The following is a 20338-nucleotide window of genomic DNA, read 5'->3' as shown; positions in this document are numbered from 1 at the left end:
CTTTCTATCAGCAGATGGAGTGGGGCGTTTTTTTTGTTTTTCAATTGAAAGAGAGGTGCTAGAAAGATGGAATTTGAAGCTACTCATGCGAGGTGGATCGACGCTCATCTCGCTCAAAGGACTGGAGAACGAAAAGGTCGGCTTGAGCGGGGGCATCAACATGGAGAAACGCTGTTTTTACGCAACGTATGGTGGCCGCTTGTCGGGAATTTCGACCAACTTCATCCCGAATATGAAGTGTTGGACTGGAGAGGGCGATCCTATTTTGCCGATTTCGCCTGGCTGCCGGGGCATGTGAAGATGATCTGGGAGATTAAAGGATATGGCCCGCATGTGAGGGATATGGATCGCAAAAAATACTGCAACGAATTGAATCGGGAAATATTTTTGCAAAGTCTAGGATTTCGCGTTGTATCTTTCGCCTATGACGATGTAAATCAGCGCCCTGAGCTTTGCATCACCTTACTCCGGATGCTGTTGAGCCGTTACCAGCCTCGCCATGCTCCAGTGCAAATGGAGTCTGTAATACAAAAGGAAATCATTCTATTGGCATTCAGCTTAGCCCGACCGCTTCGGCCAATAGATGTTCAGACGCATTTAAGCATTAACCATCGAACAGCCGTGCGCCATTTGCAATCGCTGTGTGCAGTAGGTTGGTTTAAACCGCTGAATCGCCAAGGGACCAGAGTGCGTCAATATGTTCTTACGCGGTCTGCAATCGATCATTTCGAATGGTAAATAAAGAACTTGTCCAAGTTAACAGCGGTGTGAGATGTCTAACTGCAAAAGTGCACCTAACATTCGAGAAATCGCGGTAATGAGTCTGCTTAGCTGCAAAAGCGGCTAGGCCCCCTAATTCCGGAGTCTACACCGTAAAAATAATGTTTGTCGTATGAACACTCATTTTTTCAAATTCTTACAACGTTCGATGGAACTTGGCCCGATCTTCTTCCTTCTGTTGCATCACCCAACTGCTGAATACAATGGGCGCCTTGCGTTTCAAACTGCCATGCATTCTACGGTTGTTGTAAAAATCCATGTAACGATCAACGGCGGCATACGCATCATCCATGGTCTCAAATGTTTCCTTGGTCAATAGGTCGCGCTCCATCAAACTATGGAACGACTCGATGTAGGCATTCATGTTTGGTGTCTTCGGCGGGATACGCTCATGGAGCATTCCCCAGCTTTCACAAGTATCGCCGAACAGCACACTCACAAACTGAGGACCGTTGTCGGTGCGGATCGCGGGCATCTCCTTCCCCGGTCGCCATCGACTCTCTATCGCCCGTCCTAAAGCCTGACACACATGCTTGGCCTCGCAAACGGCGCCTCTGTAGTAGGCGACAATGACGCGGTCGAACACATCGATCACGCTGAAAACGAAGAAGAAGCGGTCGCGGCCGGCAACATATCCATACTTAATGTCCGCTTGCCACAGCTGATTCGGACCGGTGACGAGTCGGTTTCGAGCCAGTCTCCTCGGGTGCTTGGACGTTGGCTTTCGCTGCTGCTGAAGGATGCCTAACTCCTTGCAGAGACGATATGCTTTTGACTTACCGAGTATCAAGTCATGCTCATTGCGCAAACACTGAGCCAGCAACTTGTAGCCGTAGATGTGCTCTTCGCCTTCCACAAGCTCCAGCAGCCACTCCTTGATCTGCTCGTCACTTACCTTGTGACCTTGCAGCGTAAGGGAGTACCCGGGACAAGGACGTCCTCTTCTGATGGTACCAGCAGTCTCTGCGGGCTGCTTCGAGCGTTTGAGGCGTTCATAGTAAGTGGATTCTGCCAGGCCTAAGATGCCCAGCACAAGGACTGCTGCATTTCCCTGCTTAATAAAGTGGTCGGCTATTTCGAATTTTTCGGATAAGCAGGGTTCTTCTTTTTTAGCAATTCACGCAGAATTTCAATTTCAAGTTCCTTTTCGCCAAGCATCTTCATCGCTTTTTCGTACTTCTCTTCCACGACCTGAAGCCGCTTCAGTTCTTGCAACTGATGATCCGCCGGTGGCAGTTCGTGAATATCTACTTGATCCCGATACGTTCGAATCCAGGTACGAATTGTTTCCGGGTGGAGGTTGTACTTTCGGGCGAGTACCCCCACTTTGATCCCGGACATGGCTTCGCGCACCACCTCGAGACGCACTTCCTCGTACAACTTGCTTGACCGTCTCATCCTGTTCATCCCCCCTAGAAATACAATAATATATTGTTGGGGTGGACTCCAATTTAATTAGGGGGCCGTGGAGCTTTTGCTTTTATTTACTTTAATTTTTGCTTACTTGCTTGATTAAGCCCGAGTTTTTAGAAATAATACCCTCAAACTTTCCTTCATTAAATTTACATAATCTAAGTAAGGGTGTTATGGATAACTATCCGTAAGTTTATGGCTTGAGTAAGGCTGGATCAAGCAACGATAGTGCAGCAAGAAACGGTAGTTTCCCTGCCATAATAAAACAGATAAAAGCTTGATCCTTTGGATTAAGCTTTTTCTAATTTCCCCCATTTGATAATTATCTACAAAACTACAAGATCTAATGCTATATATAGATTTACCAGCTGTTTTAGTTCAATATATGGTTAGTCTATTGTATTTCTATGAAAATTTGCAGAAATCCTCAATTGAATTGCCGTGTCATACTGGATATAGTTATACAATAGGTAAGAAAAAAGGAGCGTATTATGTCACACCGCAAACAGGCAACGATCTGTATTCAGAGCCTTCATGAAGGTGAGAATACGGTACAGCAGCTTCCGGCAGAGGTATTTGCCAAAGGGAGTGCTCTATATGTGCGTTATGAAGAACCAAAGACGGGGCCGCACCAAGGAGAAACTCGCACGACTGTGAAACTAACTGCGGACGAGCTAAAGATTATACGTCATGGTGAAGTACAATCGGAGCAGGCTTTCGGACTTGGACGGAAATTACCGGGCTTTTACCGTTCCCCCTTTACTTCTTTTCATTTATCTACGCACACGCAGTATCTGAACATCGATCTCAACGGTATGTCCGGCAGTGCTTCGTGGGCGTATGATCTGTATGTGTTCGATGAGTTTTCAGGACACTTTTCAATTAGTTTGACTATTCAGGAGGCTCATGAGTCATGACATTAAATCCACTTGATAACATTAACCAGCTTGTTGTAGAAGCAGTCGCTGACGCGATCGTAGCGGCAGGGATTGTATCCCGTGAAGAACTGCCTGCCATCACGCTGGAAGTACCAAAAGATAAATCGCACGGTGATCTGGCTACCAATGCTGCGATGCAGTTGACCCGGATTGCCAAGAAGAACCCGCGTCAGATTGCAGAAGCTATTCTGGAGCACTTGGATACGGGTAAAGCATCGATTGAAAAGGCCGAAATAGCTGGTCCAGGCTTTATTAACTTCACGTTGAACAAAAGCTATCTCTATCCCGTTATCGGACTCGTGCAGCAGGAGGGCGAGAATTACGGACGGGTAAGTATCGGCCAAGGACAAAAAGTCCAGATGGAGTTTGTCAGTGCTAACCCGACGGGTAGCCTTCATTTGGGGCATGCTCGTGGAGCCGCTGTCGGCGATGCACTTTGCAATGTATTGGATTTTGCAGGTTACAAAGTGACTCGGGAATATTATATTAACGATGCCGGTAATCAGGTCGTGAACCTGTGCAAGTCGATCGAAGCTCGTTATCTGCAAGAGTTGGGACAAGATGTTGAGATGCCGGAGGACGGCTATCACGGAGAAGACATCAAAGGATTTGCTAAAGAACTGGTTGCTGAAAAAGGCGACTCCCTGCTATCCCTTGATTCTGAAGAGCGGACGGTCTTTTTCCGTCAATACGGTCTGGAGAAGGAGCTTGACAAGATCAAGCGCGATCTCAATCGTTTCCGCGTTCATTTTGACGAATGGTTCAGTGAAACCTCTCTTTATGAAAAAGGATTGGTAGAGAAGGTGCTTGAAGAGCTGAAGGCTAAAGGCGAGGCGTATGAGAAGGATGGGGCCACCTGGCTGCGTACAACGGACTACGGTGATGACAAGGATCGCGTACTTGTTAAAAATGATGGCACATACACTTACTTGACGCCGGACATTGCATATCACCGCAATAAGTACGAGCGTGGATATGACCGTATGATTAATATTTGGGGAGCAGACCATCATGGATATATCCCGCGGATGAAGGCCGCCATGGAAGCTCTGGGCAATGACCCGGATAAGCTGACTGTTTTAATCGCCCAAATGGTAAGCCTGTTCCAGGATGGCGAAAAAGTGAAAATGTCCAAGCGCACTGGCAAAGCTGTCACGATGGAAGACTTAATGGATGAGGTGGGCGTTGACGCAATCCGTTATTTCTTTACGATGCGCAGTATGGATTCGCATCTTGACTTCGATATGGATCTTGCTGTATCGACGTCTAATGAAAACCCGGTGTATTATGTGCAGTATGCTCATGCACGTATTTGCAGTGTGTTCCGCCAAGCGGAGGAACAGGGAATTGAGCTCCTTCCTTTGAAGGATATCAACCTGGGTCTTCTTACAACGGAGCATGAATATGATATTTTGCGGAAAATCGGCGAGTTCCCGCATGAAGTGACACTTGCTGCTGAAAACTTTGCACCCCATCGTCTAATTCGCTATGTATATGAACTGGCTTCACTGTTCCACAGTTATTACAGAGAGGAGCGCGTGATTACAGAGGATGCAGAGCGGACTCAGGCCAGATTTGCTCTGCTTGGCGCTGTTCGTACCGTTATATCGAATGTGCTGCGCCTTATGGGAGTATCAGCCCCGGAACGTATGTAACAGAACGGGTCGTTACGAACAGTTTTCTTAGCGAATTCGTACCGGGCGCAGGTTGCCAAACGCTTGGCGTCGTGCCGCATGGCGGTGATCAATCAGCGAATCGAAAAAACATGTTCCAAAACAACCTGAAAAGCCGCTTGCCTAATACAGGCAGGCGGCTATTTGCCATCTTAAAATGGATATCATCTATGAATATGGATTTATCAATCATACAGGATTAAGCTTTAATCCTTCACGCAGAAACTTTAATGTATGGACTTCACCGCCAGAGGATGAGGTTCGACCTTTACGAGTTCGCAGCGGCATTGAGGTTCGTCGTAGTAGCGACTTAATCACCGCGGGTTTTAACCCGGGGCTCTGAGCTAAAAGCAGGGCGATGGTTCCGCTGATATGGGAGGTTGCCATCGAAGTCCCGCTCATCTCATGGTATTTACCATGCAGCCAGGCGGAAATGATTTTGTCGCCAGGAGCATAAATATCGACATACGGACCCCGGTTGCTGAATGGCGGAATTCTGCGGTTTCGGTCGGTTGCGCCGACCGAAATGGTCTGGGTATAGCGAGCTGGATAATCTACAGAACGACGCTTACCGTCGTTGCCAGAGGAAGCTACAATAATGACACCGGCTTGATAAGCTTTAGTGACGATATCAAGCAGGGCGCGGCTGCGGTTTTGCATGCCGAAGCTCATATTGATAATATTAATGCCGGTGTTCACACACCAATCAATACCCATGACAATATCCGACACAAATGCTGATCCGTTGTGGTCGAATGCTTTTATAGGGTAAACGGTCGATCGTGGAGCAACTCCGATCATTCCACGGACACTGTTAGCAGCTGCGATCGTACCTGAGATATGTGTACCGTGGCCGTTATCATCATAGGGCGGTAAGCCTCGGTGGACCAGATTGATTCCTCTGGCCGTTGAATGCTGAAGGTCAGGATGACTATAGTCCAAGCCAGTATCGATAACTGCGATCTTGACGCGATGCCCGGTTGAGATCGACCAGGCCTGTGGGGCTTTGATCTGTTTGATTCCCCAAGGGATTCCCGGACCGGAGCTAATCCCTCCTGGAACAGCACGAATGTGTACCCGGTGGTCTTCTTCCACGGTTATATCATGTTTGAACTCCGATTCGAGTTGGGCAGTAAGGGAAGAAGAGGCGATAATCGAGTGAGCAAGTGAGGAATAGTTTATATTTTGCATGTGTAAGGCGGATTTGGACAACTCTTGCCATCCTTGAATGCAGTCGAAGTAGACCTTGGGATCATGAAACGTCAGGATTCGACGATTCTCTTCCCGGACGTGTTGCAGAGGGTCCGTCTTCAAAAGCAATGATTGCATAATCCGGGTGTAGTTCATGCCTGACAATCCCCCTTCGATGAACCGTTGCTGCAGTATTGTATGAATAGAAGAGATTGCCCGAATGGGACACTGCCCTTTTTTCAGGGAAATAGGCCCTGTTCGACGTGTCAATCGCTTATGGCGAACATAATATAGACAGAGGGAACTTTGAAGTTCTTTCACCCATCCCGTAAGGATGTAATCCTTGGGGCGGATACAGTCAGAAGGCGAAAGGAGTTTCTCTTTCGCCTTTTTCCAAAAAGGTAAGCCAAGTGGGACTTAATTTCTTGCTTGGCTTTTTTTGAATACTTGGGAAGCATAAGTTCGATTGCTAAAGCCGATTATGCGGGTACGAATAAAGAGTTTGATAAAAACTTGATTTTTAAGTCTAAATAGGTTTTACTTATTTTTGATAATGGAAATGTTGAGATTATGATGGTCATGTAAGGCGAAGATTGCGTGAGAGGAAGTGTACGTTAGTGAGTAATCCGCTCAATTTAAAAATCGACCCAGAAAAGATTCAGGAAATCCCAATGGTGGACCTGGCTTTTTTGGTACTCAAAACGGCAAATACGCCGTATTACTACCGTGACTTGATGAACGAAGTGGCCAAGCTTCGCGGTTTTACAGAAGCAGAAATTAACGAAACGATTGCTCAGTTATATACCGAGATTAATATCGATGGGCGTTTTGCCTGCGTTGGCACTAATTTGTGGGGCCTGAAGCGCTGGTATCCTCTAGAGCGTTCCGATGATCCTGTAGCAAATTCGAAGCGTCCGCGGATCATTAATGACGAGGATGATGAGGAAGATGAGTTCGTAGACGAGGAAGAAACATACGCTGTGGATGAACCGGAAGAAGATTATGACAGCGTGGATGAGGATTCTGAGGATATTTATTCCGATGATGACGATGCCGATGAAGAAGTCGATGAAGAAGTTGTTCTTGACGATGATGACTTGGAAGATGAGGACAACCTGGATGAGGATGAAGACGGTTTAGACGAGGATGAAGACAGCGATCTTGACCGTTAATCAGGCTGCTTTTCATTCTGTCATTTTTTGCCCTTGCTTTAAGCCGGTTTAGGGCTGGTTCTTCTCTTGACAAGGAGACAAGGCACAGAGTAAACTATTGCTTGGGCTTATGATTTAAGTGCTTAAATATAGTGAATTATAAAAGTGCCCCGTTACTTTTCGGGGTCACTTTTTTTGTTTGTATTAGGGAATTGATGCAATTGTTGTTTCTAAAGTTGCAGGTCTGAAGCTTCTAGCTTATAGGCTTATGATTCACCAAAATACAAGTCATATGTTAATCGGTCGGCTCGCTTTTTTATCATGGAAGCGGGCACCGTTCATTTTTATCGCTGTTTGATGATGAATCAGAAGTAAAAAAGGTAACTATAAACATCATATGTCGCCTGATTTTCGAATTTATTTAGGAGGGTTTTTACTGTGACAAAGTATATTTTCGTAACAGGTGGAGTTGTGTCTTCCTTGGGCAAAGGGATTACCGCAGCTTCGCTCGGCAGACTGTTGAAGAATAGAGGACTTAAGGTAACGATCCAGAAATTTGATCCTTACATTAATATAGACCCGGGTACGATGAGTCCTTATCAGCATGGCGAAGTGTTTGTAACTGATGATGGTGCCGAAACGGATCTTGATCTTGGACACTATGAGCGGTTTATTGATATTAATCTGTCGAAGAACAGCAATGTCACGACCGGTAAAGTATATTCCTCCGTTATTAGCAAGGAGCGTCGTGGTGAGTACTTGGGCGGTACTGTTCAAGTTATCCCCCATATTACGAATGAAATCAAGGAGCGCGTATTCCGCGCTGGACGCGAAGCAGATGTTGTTATTACAGAAATCGGCGGTACTGTCGGGGATATTGAGAGCCTTCCGTTTCTTGAAGCGATCCGTCAATTCAAGAGCGAAGTCGGTCGTGATAACGTAATGTATATTCACGTAACGCTTATTCCGTATATTAAAGCAGCTGGCGAAGTGAAGACGAAGCCGACCCAGCACAGTGTAAAAGAACTTCGCAGCATCGGCATTCAGCCGAACGTGATCGTATGCCGGACCGAGCATGAACTTTCTACGGAGATGAAAGCAAAAATCGCTCTTTTCTGTGATATTGATGCTGATGCGGTTGTAGAATGTCGAGATGCATCTACGCTTTATGAAATCCCTCTGAACCTGCGTGAAGAAGGTCTTGACGAAATTGTAGTAAGCCATTTGAAGCTGGATACACCACAGCCGGATATGACAGAGTGGGAAGCCCTTGTGGACCGTGTATCCAAGCTGGAGAAAACCGTTGAAATTGCCATTGTAGGAAAGTATGTTGCCTTGCACGATGCTTACCTCAGCGTGGTTGAATCGTTATCCCATGCTGGATTCGATGCAAATGCAGAAGTGAAGATCCGCTGGGTGAATGCAGAAGAGATTACCGAGAGCAATGTGGAGCAAATGTTGGGTGGAATCGGCGGTATCCTTGTACCAGGCGGCTTTGGTGATCGCGGTATTGAAGGTAAAATCACAGCCATTCGTTACGCTCGCGAGCAGAATATTCCATTCTTCGGAATTTGCCTTGGCATGCAGGTATCTGTTATTGAATATGCACGTGCGGTGATTGGTATGGAGGGCGCTAATAGCTCTGAAATCAATCCTGCAACAGAATATCCTGTCATTGATCTTCTGCCAGAGCAGAAGGACGTGGAAGACCTGGGCGGTACTATGCGTCTTGGTTTGTATCCATGTAAGCTGGTACCAGGCTCTTTGGCTATGTCTTGCTATAATGATGAGCTTGTATATGAGAGACATCGTCATCGGTATGAGTTCAATAACCAGTACCGCGAACAGATTGAAGAAGCTGGTCTGCGCGTTTCCGGTACTTCTCCAGACGGCAGATTGGTGGAAATCGTGGAGCTTCCAGGACACCCTTGGTTCCTTGCGGTTCAATTCCATCCGGAATTCAAATCGCGTCCGAATCGTCCACAGCCGCTGTTCCGTGAGTTTGTCAAAGCTTCGATAAAGCACCGGTCTTAGTCAAGAAGAAACGCTAGCGCCCTCCTTTTTCACAAGGCGCTGCATTTTTCATTAAAGCCTCCCTTTTTCGGGGGGCTTTATTTTTTTGAAAAGACGAAAGGGGCATCCATTTAAATTTTCATTTCCTTGCGGAAGAAAACATATTTTTCGTTATTTTTCCGATATAAGGAAGGAATTTGCTATTGTCAGGCGAATACAAGTAATGGTTAGTTCATGGAATGTTAGGAACTTTTCTTCCGTTTGATATATATAACACTGATCTTTATATAGGGAGGTTGTTGCATGAGTAAACATAAAGTGTTGATTGTAGATGATCAGAACGGAATACGTATTTTGCTGATGGAGGTTTTTAGCAGTGAGGGGTATGAGACATACCAGGCTGCAAACGGCAAGATAGCGCTTGATATTGTGAGAAAGCAAGAGCCGGATTTAGTATTGCTGGACATGAAGATTCCCGGAATGGATGGACTTGAAATATTAAAGCATATCAAACAGATGAATCCTGATATTAAGGTTATTATGATGACAGCGTATGGTGAGCTCGACATGATCAAGGAAGCGACAGATCTTGGTGCTCTTATGCATTTTACCAAACCGTTTGATATTGACGAAATGCGCCTAGCCGTGAATATGCAGCTCAAAAATAAAACAAATACGTGCAGCTAAGGTATGAATTCTGTGTAATGAGACAGAATTCTTTTTTGGGAGGATTATGTTTTTTACGTTCTACATAAATCATCTTATATAATTCTTGAAGAAATGGCGCTATCTTTTCTTTTAGTTAGTGTGAGAGGGAGCATAGCTTTTTGTCATTTGCTTGTTTAGTATTTATTACGCGATGTGGTATAATACTAAGGTATAAGATCGCGGCTACATATACTAGACATATCGACTATAGGAGGATGGGACCATGCCATTAGTATCAATGAAAGACATGCTTAACAAAGCCCTCGAAGGGAAATACGCAGTAGGACAGTTCAATATCAATAACCTCGAGTGGACACATGCAATTCTTGAAGCGGCAGAAGAAGAAAAGTCGCCGGTAATTCTTGGTGTATCTGAAGGTGCAGCACGTTACATGGGCGGTTTTAATACAGTTGTAAAAATGGTGCAGGGTCTTATGGAAGACTTGAAAACGACTGTACCAGTAGCTATTCACTTGGACCATGGTTCAAGCATAGAGAAATGTAAGGAAGCGATTGACGCAGGATTTACTTCTGTTATGATCGATGATTCTCACAGCCCAATTGATACTAACATTGAAACTACGAAACAAGTGGTTGAGTACGCACATGCTAGAGGCGTTTCTGTTGAAGCGGAAGTTGGTACCGTTGGCGGTCAGGAAGATGACGTGATCGGTGACGTTATGTATGCGAAGTTGGATGAATGTATCCGTATCGTAAATGAGACTGGTATCGATACTTTGGCGCCTGCACTGGGTTCGGTACACGGACCATACAAAGGTGAGCCTAACCTTGGTTTTAAAGAAATGGAAGAAATCCGTGATGCGGTTAAAATTCCTCTCGTTCTTCATGGCGGAACAGGTATCCCGAATCATGACATCCAAAAAGCAATTTCCCTTGGAACTTCCAAGATCAACGTGAACACGGAGAACCAGATTTCATTTACGAAAGCTGTTCGTGAAGTGCTTGCAGAGAAGCCAGAAGCTTACGATCCGCGTACATTCCTCAAGCCAGGCCGTGAAGCAATCAAACAAACGGTTATCGGCAAAATCCGCGAATTTGGCTCCAACAACAAAGCTTAATTCATTTTTAATGAGCCTTTTCTAGTAAAGTCACTTGTTTTTGATTAAACATATAATCAGGGCAGCCCTATCCCGGGCTGTCCAATTCCATAAATTTGGGATGGAAAGTACACCGCCGCAAAGCCGGTGTTTTTCCATTTTTAATTTCTGTGTCGTAAAGGCCATAGTTCTCTTTTTTCTTCTTCTCTTATTGACAAAGCCCGTCAACAGACGAAAAATATCTTTTGTCACTTGTTATAAAACCCAAAATACTGCCAATTATGAAACATTATCGGCTGCAAAGTGATGTAGGGGGACCCTTGAGCTTATGGAAAAATTGATGATCAGCGGTGGACGTCCATTACAGGGTACGGTCACAATCAGTGGTGCCAAGAACAGTGCGATTGCATTAATACCTGCGGCGATCTTGGCGGACACGGAAGTCGTACTCGACAACTTGCCGCTTTTAAGTGATGTAGCTGTATATGCTGAAATATTGGAAGAACTGGGCGCACAAGTTGTATGGGAAGATAATCAGATGAAAATCGATCCTTCCAAAATTAAATCGATTCCGATGCCGAATGGGGCTGTTAAGAAGCTACGGGCTTCATATTACATGATGGGTGCATTGCTCGGAAGATTTAACGAAGCCGTTATCGGTCTGCCGGGCGGCTGTAATTTTGAACCTCGTCCCATCGACCAGCATATTAAAGGGTTTGAAGCGCTTGGCGCGACCGTGACCAATGAACATGGCGCTATTCATTTGCATGCAAAAGAACTAAGGGGTGCAAAGATTTACCTGGATGTAAGCAGTGTCGGGGCGACGATTAATATTATGCTGGCGGCTGCCAAAGCCAAAGGCTCTACAATTATTGAAAATGCGGCTAAAGAGCCTGAAATTATAGATGTTGCTACTTTGTTAAACTCCATGGGAGCTGTTATTAAGGGCGCTGGTACGGAAACCATTCGAATTGAAGGTGTTTCTTCATTGCATGGCTGCCGTCACTCCATTATTCCTGACCGGATTCAAGCTGGGACCTATATGATCGCCGCTGCAGCGACTCGTGGTAATGTCGTTATTGACAATGTTATTCCCAAGCATCTGGAAGCTCTTACTGCTAAGCTGCTGGAGATGGGCGTTGGCATTGAAGAACTGGATGAAAGCATTCGGGTAATCGGGAAAGAGCGGTATGAGCATGTGGATGTGAAGGCGCTCGTCTATCCTGGATTTGCAACGGATCTTCAATCTCCTATGACCAGCTTGCTCACACAGGCGGAAGGTGTCAGTGTGCTTACTGATTTTGTATACAGTAATCGTTTTAAACATGTGCCGGAATTGGCACGTATGGGTGCGAAGATTCGTGTTGAAGGGCGTTCTGCCATTATTAACGGTGGAAGGCTCAATGCAGCCAAAGTCAAGGCTACTGATCTTCGTGCAGGTGCAGCACTTGTCATCGCCGGGCTGACGGTTCCGGAAGGCGTTACTGAAGTAAGCGGCGTGGAGTTTATTGATCGCGGTTACGATCATCTGGTTACTAATCTTCGGCAGCTTGGCGCCGATGTGTGGCGGGAGACAGAGGAAGGTTAGGCCCAGGCAAAATTCATGGGGGTACTGCATATCCCCCTCTGAATTGGGTAATCCTAAACTAGTGATGCAATCATAGATTTATAGACTTATATTTAAACGGCTGAAAAGCCTGATCCAGAATTAAAATTGAATAGGTGGTTTTTGAATGGACTTACAAATTGCCGATTTGGAAGGTATGAAGCTAACGGATTTGTATAAGTTGGCTAAAAAATACCAAATACCGTATTATGGTCACTTGAAGAAAAAAGAATTGATATTTGCTATCCTTCGAGCACAGGCAGAGCAGAGCGGCCTGATGTTCATGGAAGGTGTGCTTGAGGTATTGCCGGAGGGATATGGCTTTTTGAGACCGATTAATTATCTCCCTAGCACCGAAGACATCTATATTTCTGCATCTCAAATACGTAAGTTTGATTTGAGAACAGGAGATCTGGTCTCTGGTAAGTGCAGAGCTCCTAAAGAGAATGAGCGGTATTTCGGTTTGTTGCAGGTGAATGCCGTAAACGGTGAGAATCCTGCGAATGCAGCGGAACGCTTGCATTTCCCGGCCCTGACTCCTCTTTATCCGCAAGATAAATTAGTGTTAGAAACATCCCCTAATCAGTTGTCTACCCGAATTATGGACTTGCTTGCTCCTGTAGGTATGGGGCAGCGCGGCTTGATTGTAGCTCCGCCAAAAGCGGGAAAAACGCTCCTCCTGAAAGAAATTGCCAACAGTATCTCAACCAATTATCCCGAAATTGACCTGTTTGTACTGCTCATTGATGAACGCCCTGAAGAAGTAACCGATATGCAGCGCTCTGTAAAAGGTGAAGTGGTTGCATCGACATTCGATGAGTTGCCAGAGAACCATATCAAGGTTGCGGAACTGGTTTTGGAGCGCGCATTAAGGTTGGTTGAGCATAAAAAGGATGTTGTCATCTTGCTGGACAGTATTACACGGTTGGCACGGGCATATAACTTGGTCATCCCGCCTTCTGGAAGAACGCTTAGCGGTGGTATAGACCCTGCAGCATTTCATCGACCAAAGCGCTTTTTTGGTTCAGCACGGAATGTGGAGGAAGGCGGTAGCCTGACGATCTTGGCAACAGCGTTGGTTGACACAGGTTCGAGAATGGACGATATCATCTATGAGGAGTTCAAAGGAACCGGTAACATGGAGTTGCATCTGGATCGCAGATTTGCAGAACGACGTATTTTCCCGGCGATCGACATTCGGCGGTCTGGCACGCGGCGTGAAGAAGTGCTTTTAAATAAGGAAGAATTGGACACTATATGGGCGATCCGTAAAAGTATGAATGACTCTGCTGATTTTGTAGAAGGATTCCTTAAAAAAATGCGTGATTGCAAGACCAACGCCGAGTTCCTTGCTTCGTTCGATGTGAACGGTGGGAATAGCACCAACGGTTCGTCAGCATCAAGTCAGCCAGCCAGACGCTCCGCGCGAACTTCGACAGCTTCAGCTACACAAAGCTGAAATGTTTAAGAACTAACCGTAGAATAGGAGAACGACATGTATTTGGTTTATGCAGATGAGCAAGGTAATGTCTATGATCATTCCGAGCTGTTTGGGCTTGCCCGAAGCGGGGATATGATCGTTGAAATATTGGAGGATGAATTGATTCCGATGCCGGAAGGCGCTACTTTGGTGGCATTGCCAAACACTCGTGCAATCGGCATGAATCCGGAAACGGGTGAGATGTCGGCACTGCCGGGTAACGGAACAGCTGTAGGTGCTCTTTTGCCTCAAGGCTATACACGTCTGTGTCTTCCTGGGTATGTAAAGACGGATAAAGAGTATAAGCTTCCGTTGTTCGGATATAGTGCTGTTGTATGGAAGGATGGAGGTTTCTATACAGCAGCCCGTTTAACGGATGATCCAGAAAAGTGGAATCCTGTTAATTGTGATCTAAAAGAGCTGGAGCTTGGCGTTAAGAAATTAACCGAAAAATATCCCGAGAATCGGCTTTATGAACATCTTTCCCACTGCGCGCTTAGCTATGAATGTCTGACGGCATCCAATACGTTTTTGAACCGCTGGGAAGGCGCTGTTCCGGTGTCTTATTCTTGTAATGCCGGGTGTTTCGGATGTATTTCAGAACAACCGGATGACAGCGGCTTTGTATCTCCCCAGACCCGAATGAACTTTCGTCCGCGAACGGATGAATTGGTGCAAATTATGCTGGAGCATTTAAAGACACCCGAGTCGATCATCAGCTTCGGGCAAGGCTGTGAAGGCGAGCCTTCTACCCAAGCGAAGATCATCATTGAAGCCATACGTGAAGTTCGTTCGATTACCGATATGGGGTACATCAATATTAATACTAATGCAGGATTAACCGATCATATCCGCGGTATTGTGGACGCCGGGCTTGATCTAATGCGTGTCAGCACGATCAGCGCGCTTGATGATCATTACAATGCATATTACAAACCGCGGGGCTATAACCTAGGCAACGTCGAGAAATCGCTGCGTTACGCAACAGATCAGGGTGTGTACACTTCCATTAACTACTTAATCTTCCCGGGTGTTACGGATCGCGAGGAAGAGGTTGAGGCGATGATCGAGTTCGCTCGCCGTACAGGTCTTCGACTGATTCAGCTTCGAAATTTGAATATTGATCCGGAGAGCTATCTTGAGCTGATTCCACCTGCGCAAGGCGAAATTGTCGGTATGAAGCAGATGATCGAGATTTTTCAGGCAGAATTGCCGGATGTCGTTATTGGATCTTATACACATGTACCGCCACTTGAGATGAGACGGCCTAAGAAGAAACCGTCTATTTCCAGATGATTTCGCGAGTATGATCAAATGGATATAAGTTTCTGATGCTGTTTTTCGGTGGACTATTGCACATTTAATGTCCCCGTGATATATTTTTTTATGTGTCCATTTTACTCTGGGTCCGCATGAGGCTCAGGGCGGAAAGAGGTGAAAGTCTAATGAAACAAGATATTCAACCGAAATATCATGTTACCACGGTAACTTGCGCGTGCGGTAACACGTTTGAAACAGGTTCCGTAAAGCCGGACCTTCGCGTAGAGATCTGCTCCAACTGCCATCCGTTCTTCACTGGGAAGCAGAAGTTTGTGGATGCCGGTGGCCGTGTCGATAGATTTAAAAAGAAATATGGTATGTAATCATCAGACCCTTCGTTATAGCGCGAGGGGTTTTTTGTTTTTAACCCATAAAAATTATTTTAAAAGTTTTTATCGTTATTGGCCGCTGACCGATGCTTCTGGAACGCTCGCCAAGTTCTTCCCTTGGTTGCATTTTGGACATATATACGATATACTTAATTTCGCCGTGCTAGACGGGGAGGTAGCGGTGCCCTGTAACTCGCAATCCGCTGTAGCGAGGTTGAATTCCTGTTAGAGGTATTGTTGATGTGAGGCTGGTCCCTGCGCTCGATGTTGACGGCTGGGTCCTCCGCAATGAGCACCTGTGAACCTGGTCAGGTCCGGAAGGAAGCAGCCATAAGCAGGCCCGCTTTTGTGCCGGAGGGGTGCCTAGCCCGAGTTGTTGCTCAGGGTTGCCGCTCGGATCACAATTATCAATAACGGGTGCACGGTATACATAAGAGTAAACAAGCATCTCTTCCACTTTGGACAGGGGTGCTTTTTTTCATGAATAAAGGTCCCTGATTTTTTCAGCGTAAACGTTTTGCTGGGCTGGGGAAATTAGTATAGAATGTAGTATAATAAGAAAAGCTTTTTTTGATGTATGGTTCCTAATCCATTAGGTGATGGGGAAGCTTGTTTTGAAATCGAAGCAAGTAAATGACGAATGACGATACTTGAATCTTAGCTTTTTGCGTGACAGCGAAAGCATGGTCAGTCATAAGCGATGAGGCTGCTTTCACCTTAGATATAAGGGAATGGCGAACTGTTGAGTGTTATGTTAACTTATATCTGGAAAAGCGGTTCTTAGTTGCAAAAGTGGAAGTTGTTGAAAGAGGGTAAGCAGAGTGGAACATATTGCGTTATATCGTGCTTGGCGGCCTCAGTCTTTTCAGGATATGGTAGGTCAACGGCATATCATCCAGACCTTGCAGAACGCGATCCGCGAGCAGCGAGTCTCTCATGCATACCTGTTCAGCGGTCCGCGTGGTACAGGCAAGACCAGTGCTGCTAAAATTTTGGCTAAAGCCGTGAACTGTGAGAATGGGCCGGCTGAGGAGCCATGCAATGAATGTGAAGCATGCCGGAGAATTACGACCGGTGCTGTTATGGACGTTCAGGAGATTGACGCGGCATCTAACCGCGGCGTTGAGGAAATCCGCGATTTACGGGAAAAAGTGAAGTACGTACCTACTGAGGTGCGGCGTAAAGTTTACATCATTGATGAAGTACACATGCTGACTACGGAGGCGTTTAATGCATTGCTGAAGACGCTGGAAGAACCACCGGCACATGTGATGTTTATACTAGCTACTACCGAGCCGCATAAATTGCCGGCTACGATCATATCACGTTGTCAGCGTTTTGATTTTCGAAGGGTTTCCCTGGAAGAGCAGAGTGAGCGTTTGGAGCGAATATGCTCAGAGGAAGGAATTGCCGCCGAGCCAGCTGCTTTACAGTATATTTCACGGTTGTCTGATGGTGGAATGCGTGATGCGTTAAGCATTTTAGACCAAATTGCTTCCTTTACGGGAGGCAAAGTGTCCTATCAACAGGTCTTGGACATGACAGGGGGCATCCCTTCCGAGCAGTTTGGCCGCTTGGCTACCGCGATTAAGCAGGCAGATGCGGGGCTGGTGCTTCAGATTGTGGAGCAATTTATGCAAGAAGGCAAAAGTGCGGATAAATGCATGGAAAACCTGCTGTATTACTTCCGTGATTTACTTATGATCAAAATGGTTCCGGAAGCCGACAAATTAACCGATCGCGTACTGAATCCTGCTGACTTCAAGGAGATGGCGGAGGCTTTTTCCAAAGAAGAGTTGTTCCGGATGATCGATACACTTAATCGTTACCAGAGCGATATGAAGTATGCTTCGCAGCCACAAACATTGTTTGAAGTGGCTTTGCTTAAGCTGTGCGGAATACCGCAAAAAGCCGGCGATATGTCTGGACAGGAAGTTTCAGCGGGAAAGGCCGCCGATGCAGGTGAGCTTAACCGTTTGCGACAGCAGGTAGCTTCGCTTGAGAAAAAACTAGAGCGTATTTTGCAAAAAGGTGTGCCTGCAGCAGGTCGTGATACGAAACCAGCTCCCCGGACCCCTGCCCCTCAAATTGCATCAACCGCTAGGAAGCCACAGCATATGGACCGGTATGTGGCGTCGAGAAACGATGAGGCATTTTTAAATGTACAGCGGCAGTGGGGCCAAATCCTTCAAAGCGTGAAAGAGGAAAAGATCACCGTTCATGCCTGGTTTATGGATGGAGAACCTGTATCCGTATGGGAAGATAATGTTTTAGTTGCTTTCAAAAATAATATCCACCGCGAAACAACCGAGAAGCCTGCCAATAAGCAAGTGATCGAGGGAGTGCTGGAATCTCAGCTCGGTAGTCCTTACCGACTGGTGACCATGATGCTTCGGGACTGGAATGAAGCGATTGAAGGGGCTGGCAAGCCTCAGGCGGAGGAATTGAAGCTTGAGCACGAAGAAGCTGAAGCAGCTGGCGGGGAGAAGCCATGGATTGATGAGGCGATCCAATTATTTGGTGAAGACCTCGTTGTCATAAAAGACTAGCACGTTTTTCGTGCATTCCACAAAGGAGAGATAAACTTATGAATAATATGAACCAAATGATGAAGCAAGTTAAAAAAATGCAAGAGCAAATGCTAAAGGCTCAAGAAGAGCTTGGCACTAAAACAGTTGAAGGGACTTCGGGCGGAGGGGTAGTTACCGTTCAAGTCAACGGTCACAAACAAGTGCAGGCTATTAACATCAAGCCTGAGGCTGTAGATCCGGACGATGTTGAAATGCTGCAGGACCTCGTTATGACGGCAGTCAATGATGCACTTGCAAAAGCTGAGGAACTTGCCAACGCCGATATGGGCAAATTTACGGGCGGTATGAAAATTCCTGGCTTGTTCTAATTTAGAGGCAGAAGGAGTAGTTTAGACTTGTACTATCCCGAACCGATCGCGAAGCTGATCGATGCATTTACAAGATTGCCGGGTGTGGGGCCGAAAACGGCTGCCCGCCTGGCTTTTCATGTCCTTAATATGGAGGAAGATGACGTCATTGATTTTGCCAAAGCGCTGGTCAGTGTAAAACGCAATCTTCATTACTGCTCGGTTTGCTGTAATATTACCGATACCGATCCTTGCCGTATTTGTCAGGATAAAACCCGGGATTCATCGGTCATTTGTGTGGTTCAAGATGCCAAGGATCTTGTGGCGATGGAACGCACCAAGGAGTTTGATGGGTACTATCACGTACTCCATGGAGCCATCTCTCCAATGGAGGGGATTGGCCCTGAAGAAATCCGGCTGAAAGAGCTGCTTACCCGGCTTAGCGACGAACGGGTAAAGGAACTTATTTTAGCAACTAATCCGAATATTGAAGGCGAAGCCACCGCAATGTACATTTCACGGCTGGTTCGCCCCTTCGAAATCAGAGTTACTCGTATAGCTCATGGTTTGCCGGTAGGCGGGGATCTGGAGTATGCGGATGAAGTGACGCTGTCCAAGGCCTTAGAAGGCCGAAGAGAGCTTTAATTGAAGGTTTTTGCACATATTAAATGAATTGATTAGAAGTAAAAGGAGTCCTTGGGGCTCCTTTTTTTGTTCTAAGTTTGTCCTTCTCTTGATATGTATGTTACAGGCAGTGTTTTCGTAAATGCTCCGGTAATACATATATGGGAGGAAGATTCATATGATTTGGTGGAATAAGTCTGCGAAGGCCGACCAGGAACCAGCGATCACCGCTGAAGATCAAGAAAAAATGTGGAATGTATTTTTGGATGTACAGAAATCTCAGATGGAATGGGAACGAGCGCATCTAATGTTTCAGGAAGCTATCGGACAAGACCAGATTGATTATGCGATTTACGTGTTAGAGGCTGCTGAGCGGAAATATCAGATGAATCTGAAACAAGCCAAAGAGTTGAAGTTGAACAGTAATCATATGCGTGAAGAAATAAGAAAACGGCAAAACGGGGAATAACAGTAGCATGAATCACGACGCAGATCACCTAAATCGGAGGGATGGCCATGAAATTCATAGTAGCTGGAGTCCTGTTCATATCACTTCTGCTGCTTGTGATTATTGTTTTTAAAAAGAAGTTGGGCCTGAGTTGGCTTACTGCTTTTGGTGCTCACTTGGTACTTTCAGCAATAGTGATTTACATAGTCAATTTTTCGGGTTTTTCGGCTGACACCTATATTCCGCTTAACCCTATGACGATAGGCACGGTGATGGTTCTTGGTGCTCCAGGTGTTGGACTGCTGCTCGGTCTGAAATTAATTTTAATATAGTGGTTGACGCCATATGGTTATCCATGATATATTATTCTTCGCCCGTTTGAATAGGGTGATTGAAAAAAAGAGATGGTTGAGAGAAATTGATTGAAAAAGATTTAAAAAAACTCTTGACCGGAAATAAGATACTATGATATATTATAAAGGTCGCCGCTGAGATATGGCGAAGACGAAAAAAGTAGTATTGATCTTTGAAAACTGAACAACGAGTGAGTTAAACCGATCTTGCATTAGCAAGATCATAGAGAAGTAAAATTCTCGTCAGTTTTTCTATAATGAGCTAATCGCTCTTTCAATTTATTGGAGAGTTTGATCCTGGCTCAGGACGAACGCTGGCGGCGTGCCTAATACATGCAAGTCGAGCGGAGTTTTTAAGGTGCTTGCACTTTAAAAA

At 45.8% G+C, this 20338-nt stretch carries 19 protein-coding genes and 1 other RNA gene; 17 read left to right on the top strand and 3 right to left on the bottom strand.

Going from position 1 to position 20338, the window contains the following annotated elements; genetic code table 11:
• Positions 1 to 66: 66 nt before the first annotated feature.
• Complete coding sequence (locus tag C8268_RS20865; protein ID WP_106769476.1) at positions 67 to 738, top strand: hypothetical protein; 672 nt, start codon at positions 67 to 69, stop codon at positions 736 to 738.
• A gap of 178 nt (positions 739 to 916) precedes the next feature.
• Here C8268_RS20865 and C8268_RS20860 read toward each other — a convergent pair whose 3' ends face one another.
• Together C8268_RS20860 and C8268_RS20855 are read right to left on the bottom strand one after the other, a co-directional pair.
• Entirely contained in the window at positions 917 to 1813 is an 897-nt protein-coding gene (locus tag C8268_RS20860) for an IS3 family transposase (protein WP_158702677.1), read from the bottom strand.
• A 38-nt stretch (positions 1814 to 1851) separates the two neighbouring features.
• Complete coding sequence (locus C8268_RS20855; protein ID WP_158702676.1) at positions 1852 to 2178, bottom strand: helix-turn-helix domain-containing protein; 327 nt, start codon at positions 2176 to 2178, stop codon at positions 1852 to 1854.
• Between the two features lie 506 nt (positions 2179 to 2684).
• On the opposite strand from C8268_RS20855, the gene C8268_RS20850 reads away from it, so the two are divergent.
• Both C8268_RS20850 and argS read left to right on the top strand, forming a co-directional pair.
• Entirely contained in the window at positions 2685 to 3110 is a 426-nt protein-coding gene (locus C8268_RS20850) for a YwiB family protein (protein ID WP_106769475.1), read from the top strand.
• Positions 3107 to 4786, top strand: a complete 1680-nt coding sequence (gene argS / locus C8268_RS20845; RefSeq protein WP_106769474.1) for an arginine--tRNA ligase — start codon at positions 3107 to 3109, stop codon at positions 4784 to 4786. Before C8268_RS20850 ends, argS begins: the two co-directional genes overlap by 4 nt.
• A gap of 207 nt (positions 4787 to 4993) precedes the next feature.
• On the opposite strand, the gene C8268_RS20840 is transcribed toward argS, so the two are convergent.
• Positions 4994 to 6151: a S8 family peptidase gene (locus C8268_RS20840; protein ID WP_106769473.1), complete on the bottom strand. Its 1158-nt coding sequence runs from the start codon at positions 6149 to 6151 to the stop codon at positions 4994 to 4996.
• Positions 6152 to 6612: 461 nt separating this feature from the next.
• Between C8268_RS20840 and rpoE the strand changes: the two genes are divergently transcribed.
• The 14 genes from rpoE to C8268_RS20770 all read left to right on the top strand — a co-directional run bounded on the left by rpoE (position 6613) and on the right by C8268_RS20770 (position 19941).
• Positions 6613 to 7167, top strand: coding sequence for a DNA-directed RNA polymerase subunit delta (gene rpoE, locus C8268_RS20835; RefSeq protein ID WP_106769472.1), 555 nt, complete (start codon positions 6613 to 6615; stop codon positions 7165 to 7167).
• 417 nt (positions 7168 to 7584) lie between these two features.
• Positions 7585 to 9180 carry a CTP synthase gene (locus C8268_RS20830; protein ID WP_106769471.1) on the top strand — a complete coding sequence of 532 codons (1596 nt, stop codon included), beginning with the start codon at positions 7585 to 7587 and terminating at the stop codon, positions 9178 to 9180.
• 282 nt (positions 9181 to 9462) lie between these two features.
• Positions 9463 to 9846 (top strand): response regulator, encoded by a 384-nt coding sequence (locus C8268_RS20825; protein WP_106769470.1) that lies wholly within the window; start codon positions 9463 to 9465, stop codon positions 9844 to 9846.
• 244 nt (positions 9847 to 10090) lie between these two features.
• Positions 10091 to 10945 carry a class II fructose-1,6-bisphosphate aldolase gene (gene fba, locus C8268_RS20820; protein WP_106769469.1) on the top strand — a complete coding sequence of 285 codons (855 nt, stop codon included), beginning with the start codon at positions 10091 to 10093 and terminating at the stop codon, positions 10943 to 10945.
• 307 nt (positions 10946 to 11252) lie between these two features.
• The gene (locus C8268_RS20815; protein ID WP_106769468.1) at positions 11253 to 12512 is read left to right on the top strand and encodes a UDP-N-acetylglucosamine 1-carboxyvinyltransferase; all 1260 of its coding nucleotides are present in this window, start codon (positions 11253 to 11255) and stop codon (positions 12510 to 12512) included.
• Positions 12513 to 12657: 145 nt separating this feature from the next.
• A complete protein-coding gene (rho, locus tag C8268_RS20810) occupies positions 12658 to 13989 on the top strand; it encodes a transcription termination factor Rho (RefSeq protein ID WP_106769467.1) in 1332 nt (443 codons plus the stop codon).
• A 36-nt stretch (positions 13990 to 14025) separates the two neighbouring features.
• Entirely contained in the window at positions 14026 to 15306 is a 1281-nt protein-coding gene (locus tag C8268_RS20805) for a radical SAM family protein (protein WP_106769466.1), read from the top strand.
• 149 nt (positions 15307 to 15455) lie between these two features.
• Entirely contained in the window at positions 15456 to 15653 is a 198-nt protein-coding gene (gene rpmE, locus C8268_RS20800; RefSeq protein ID WP_106769465.1) for a 50S ribosomal protein L31, read from the top strand.
• A gap of 164 nt (positions 15654 to 15817) precedes the next feature.
• Positions 15818 to 16084, top strand: an RNA gene (gene ffs, locus C8268_RS20795) — signal recognition particle sRNA large type.
• A 396-nt stretch (positions 16085 to 16480) separates the two neighbouring features.
• Positions 16481 to 18208 (top strand): DNA polymerase III subunit gamma/tau, encoded by a 1728-nt coding sequence (dnaX, locus tag C8268_RS20790; RefSeq protein ID WP_106769464.1) that lies wholly within the window; start codon positions 16481 to 16483, stop codon positions 18206 to 18208.
• Positions 18209 to 18246: 38 nt separating this feature from the next.
• Positions 18247 to 18558, top strand: coding sequence for a YbaB/EbfC family nucleoid-associated protein (locus tag C8268_RS20785; RefSeq protein ID WP_106769463.1), 312 nt, complete (start codon positions 18247 to 18249; stop codon positions 18556 to 18558).
• Between the two features lie 27 nt (positions 18559 to 18585).
• A complete protein-coding gene (recR, locus tag C8268_RS20780) occupies positions 18586 to 19182 on the top strand; it encodes a recombination mediator RecR (RefSeq protein ID WP_106769462.1) in 597 nt (198 codons plus the stop codon).
• A gap of 157 nt (positions 19183 to 19339) precedes the next feature.
• Positions 19340 to 19630, top strand: coding sequence for a DUF2508 family protein (locus C8268_RS20775; protein WP_106769460.1), 291 nt, complete (start codon positions 19340 to 19342; stop codon positions 19628 to 19630).
• A 47-nt stretch (positions 19631 to 19677) separates the two neighbouring features.
• Positions 19678 to 19941 carry a pro-sigmaK processing inhibitor BofA family protein gene (locus tag C8268_RS20770; protein ID WP_106769458.1) on the top strand — a complete coding sequence of 88 codons (264 nt, stop codon included), beginning with the start codon at positions 19678 to 19680 and terminating at the stop codon, positions 19939 to 19941.
• Positions 19942 to 20338 lie beyond the last annotated feature (397 nt).

Origin of the sequence: Paenibacillus faecalis, assembly GCF_900289175.1 — a bacterium.
In the GTDB taxonomy this organism is placed as follows: Bacteria; Bacillota; Bacilli; order Paenibacillales; family Paenibacillaceae; genus Paenibacillus_AQ; species Paenibacillus_AQ faecalis.
Note: the sequence above shows the minus strand (reverse complement) of the source record. Positions and strands in the feature narration are given on the sequence as shown.

Coding starts and splice junctions, on each gene's coding strand:
- C8268_RS20850 (WP_106769475.1), top strand. CDS start 2,685: ATGTCACACCGCAAACAGGCAACGATCTGTATTCAGAGCCTTCATGAA.
- C8268_RS20775 (WP_106769460.1), top strand. CDS start 19,340: ATGATTTGGTGGAATAAGTCTGCGAAGGCCGACCAGGAACCAGCGATC.
- C8268_RS20855 (WP_158702676.1), bottom strand. CDS start 2,178: ATGAGACGGTCAAGCAAGTTGTACGAGGAAGTGCGTCTCGAGGTGGTG.
- C8268_RS20815 (WP_106769468.1), top strand. CDS start 11,253: ATGGAAAAATTGATGATCAGCGGTGGACGTCCATTACAGGGTACGGTC.
- C8268_RS20805 (WP_106769466.1), top strand. CDS start 14,026: ATGTATTTGGTTTATGCAGATGAGCAAGGTAATGTCTATGATCATTCC.
- C8268_RS20865 (WP_106769476.1), top strand. CDS start 67: ATGGAATTTGAAGCTACTCATGCGAGGTGGATCGACGCTCATCTCGCT.
- rpmE (WP_106769465.1), top strand. CDS start 15,456: ATGAAACAAGATATTCAACCGAAATATCATGTTACCACGGTAACTTGC.
- fba (WP_106769469.1), top strand. CDS start 10,091: ATGCCATTAGTATCAATGAAAGACATGCTTAACAAAGCCCTCGAAGGG.
- rho (WP_106769467.1), top strand. CDS start 12,658: ATGGACTTACAAATTGCCGATTTGGAAGGTATGAAGCTAACGGATTTG.
- argS (WP_106769474.1), top strand. CDS start 3,107: ATGACATTAAATCCACTTGATAACATTAACCAGCTTGTTGTAGAAGCA.
- C8268_RS20825 (WP_106769470.1), top strand. CDS start 9,463: ATGAGTAAACATAAAGTGTTGATTGTAGATGATCAGAACGGAATACGT.
- C8268_RS20785 (WP_106769463.1), top strand. CDS start 18,247: ATGAATAATATGAACCAAATGATGAAGCAAGTTAAAAAAATGCAAGAG.
- C8268_RS20840 (WP_106769473.1), bottom strand. CDS start 6,151: ATGAACTACACCCGGATTATGCAATCATTGCTTTTGAAGACGGACCCT.
- C8268_RS20770 (WP_106769458.1), top strand. CDS start 19,678: ATGAAATTCATAGTAGCTGGAGTCCTGTTCATATCACTTCTGCTGCTT.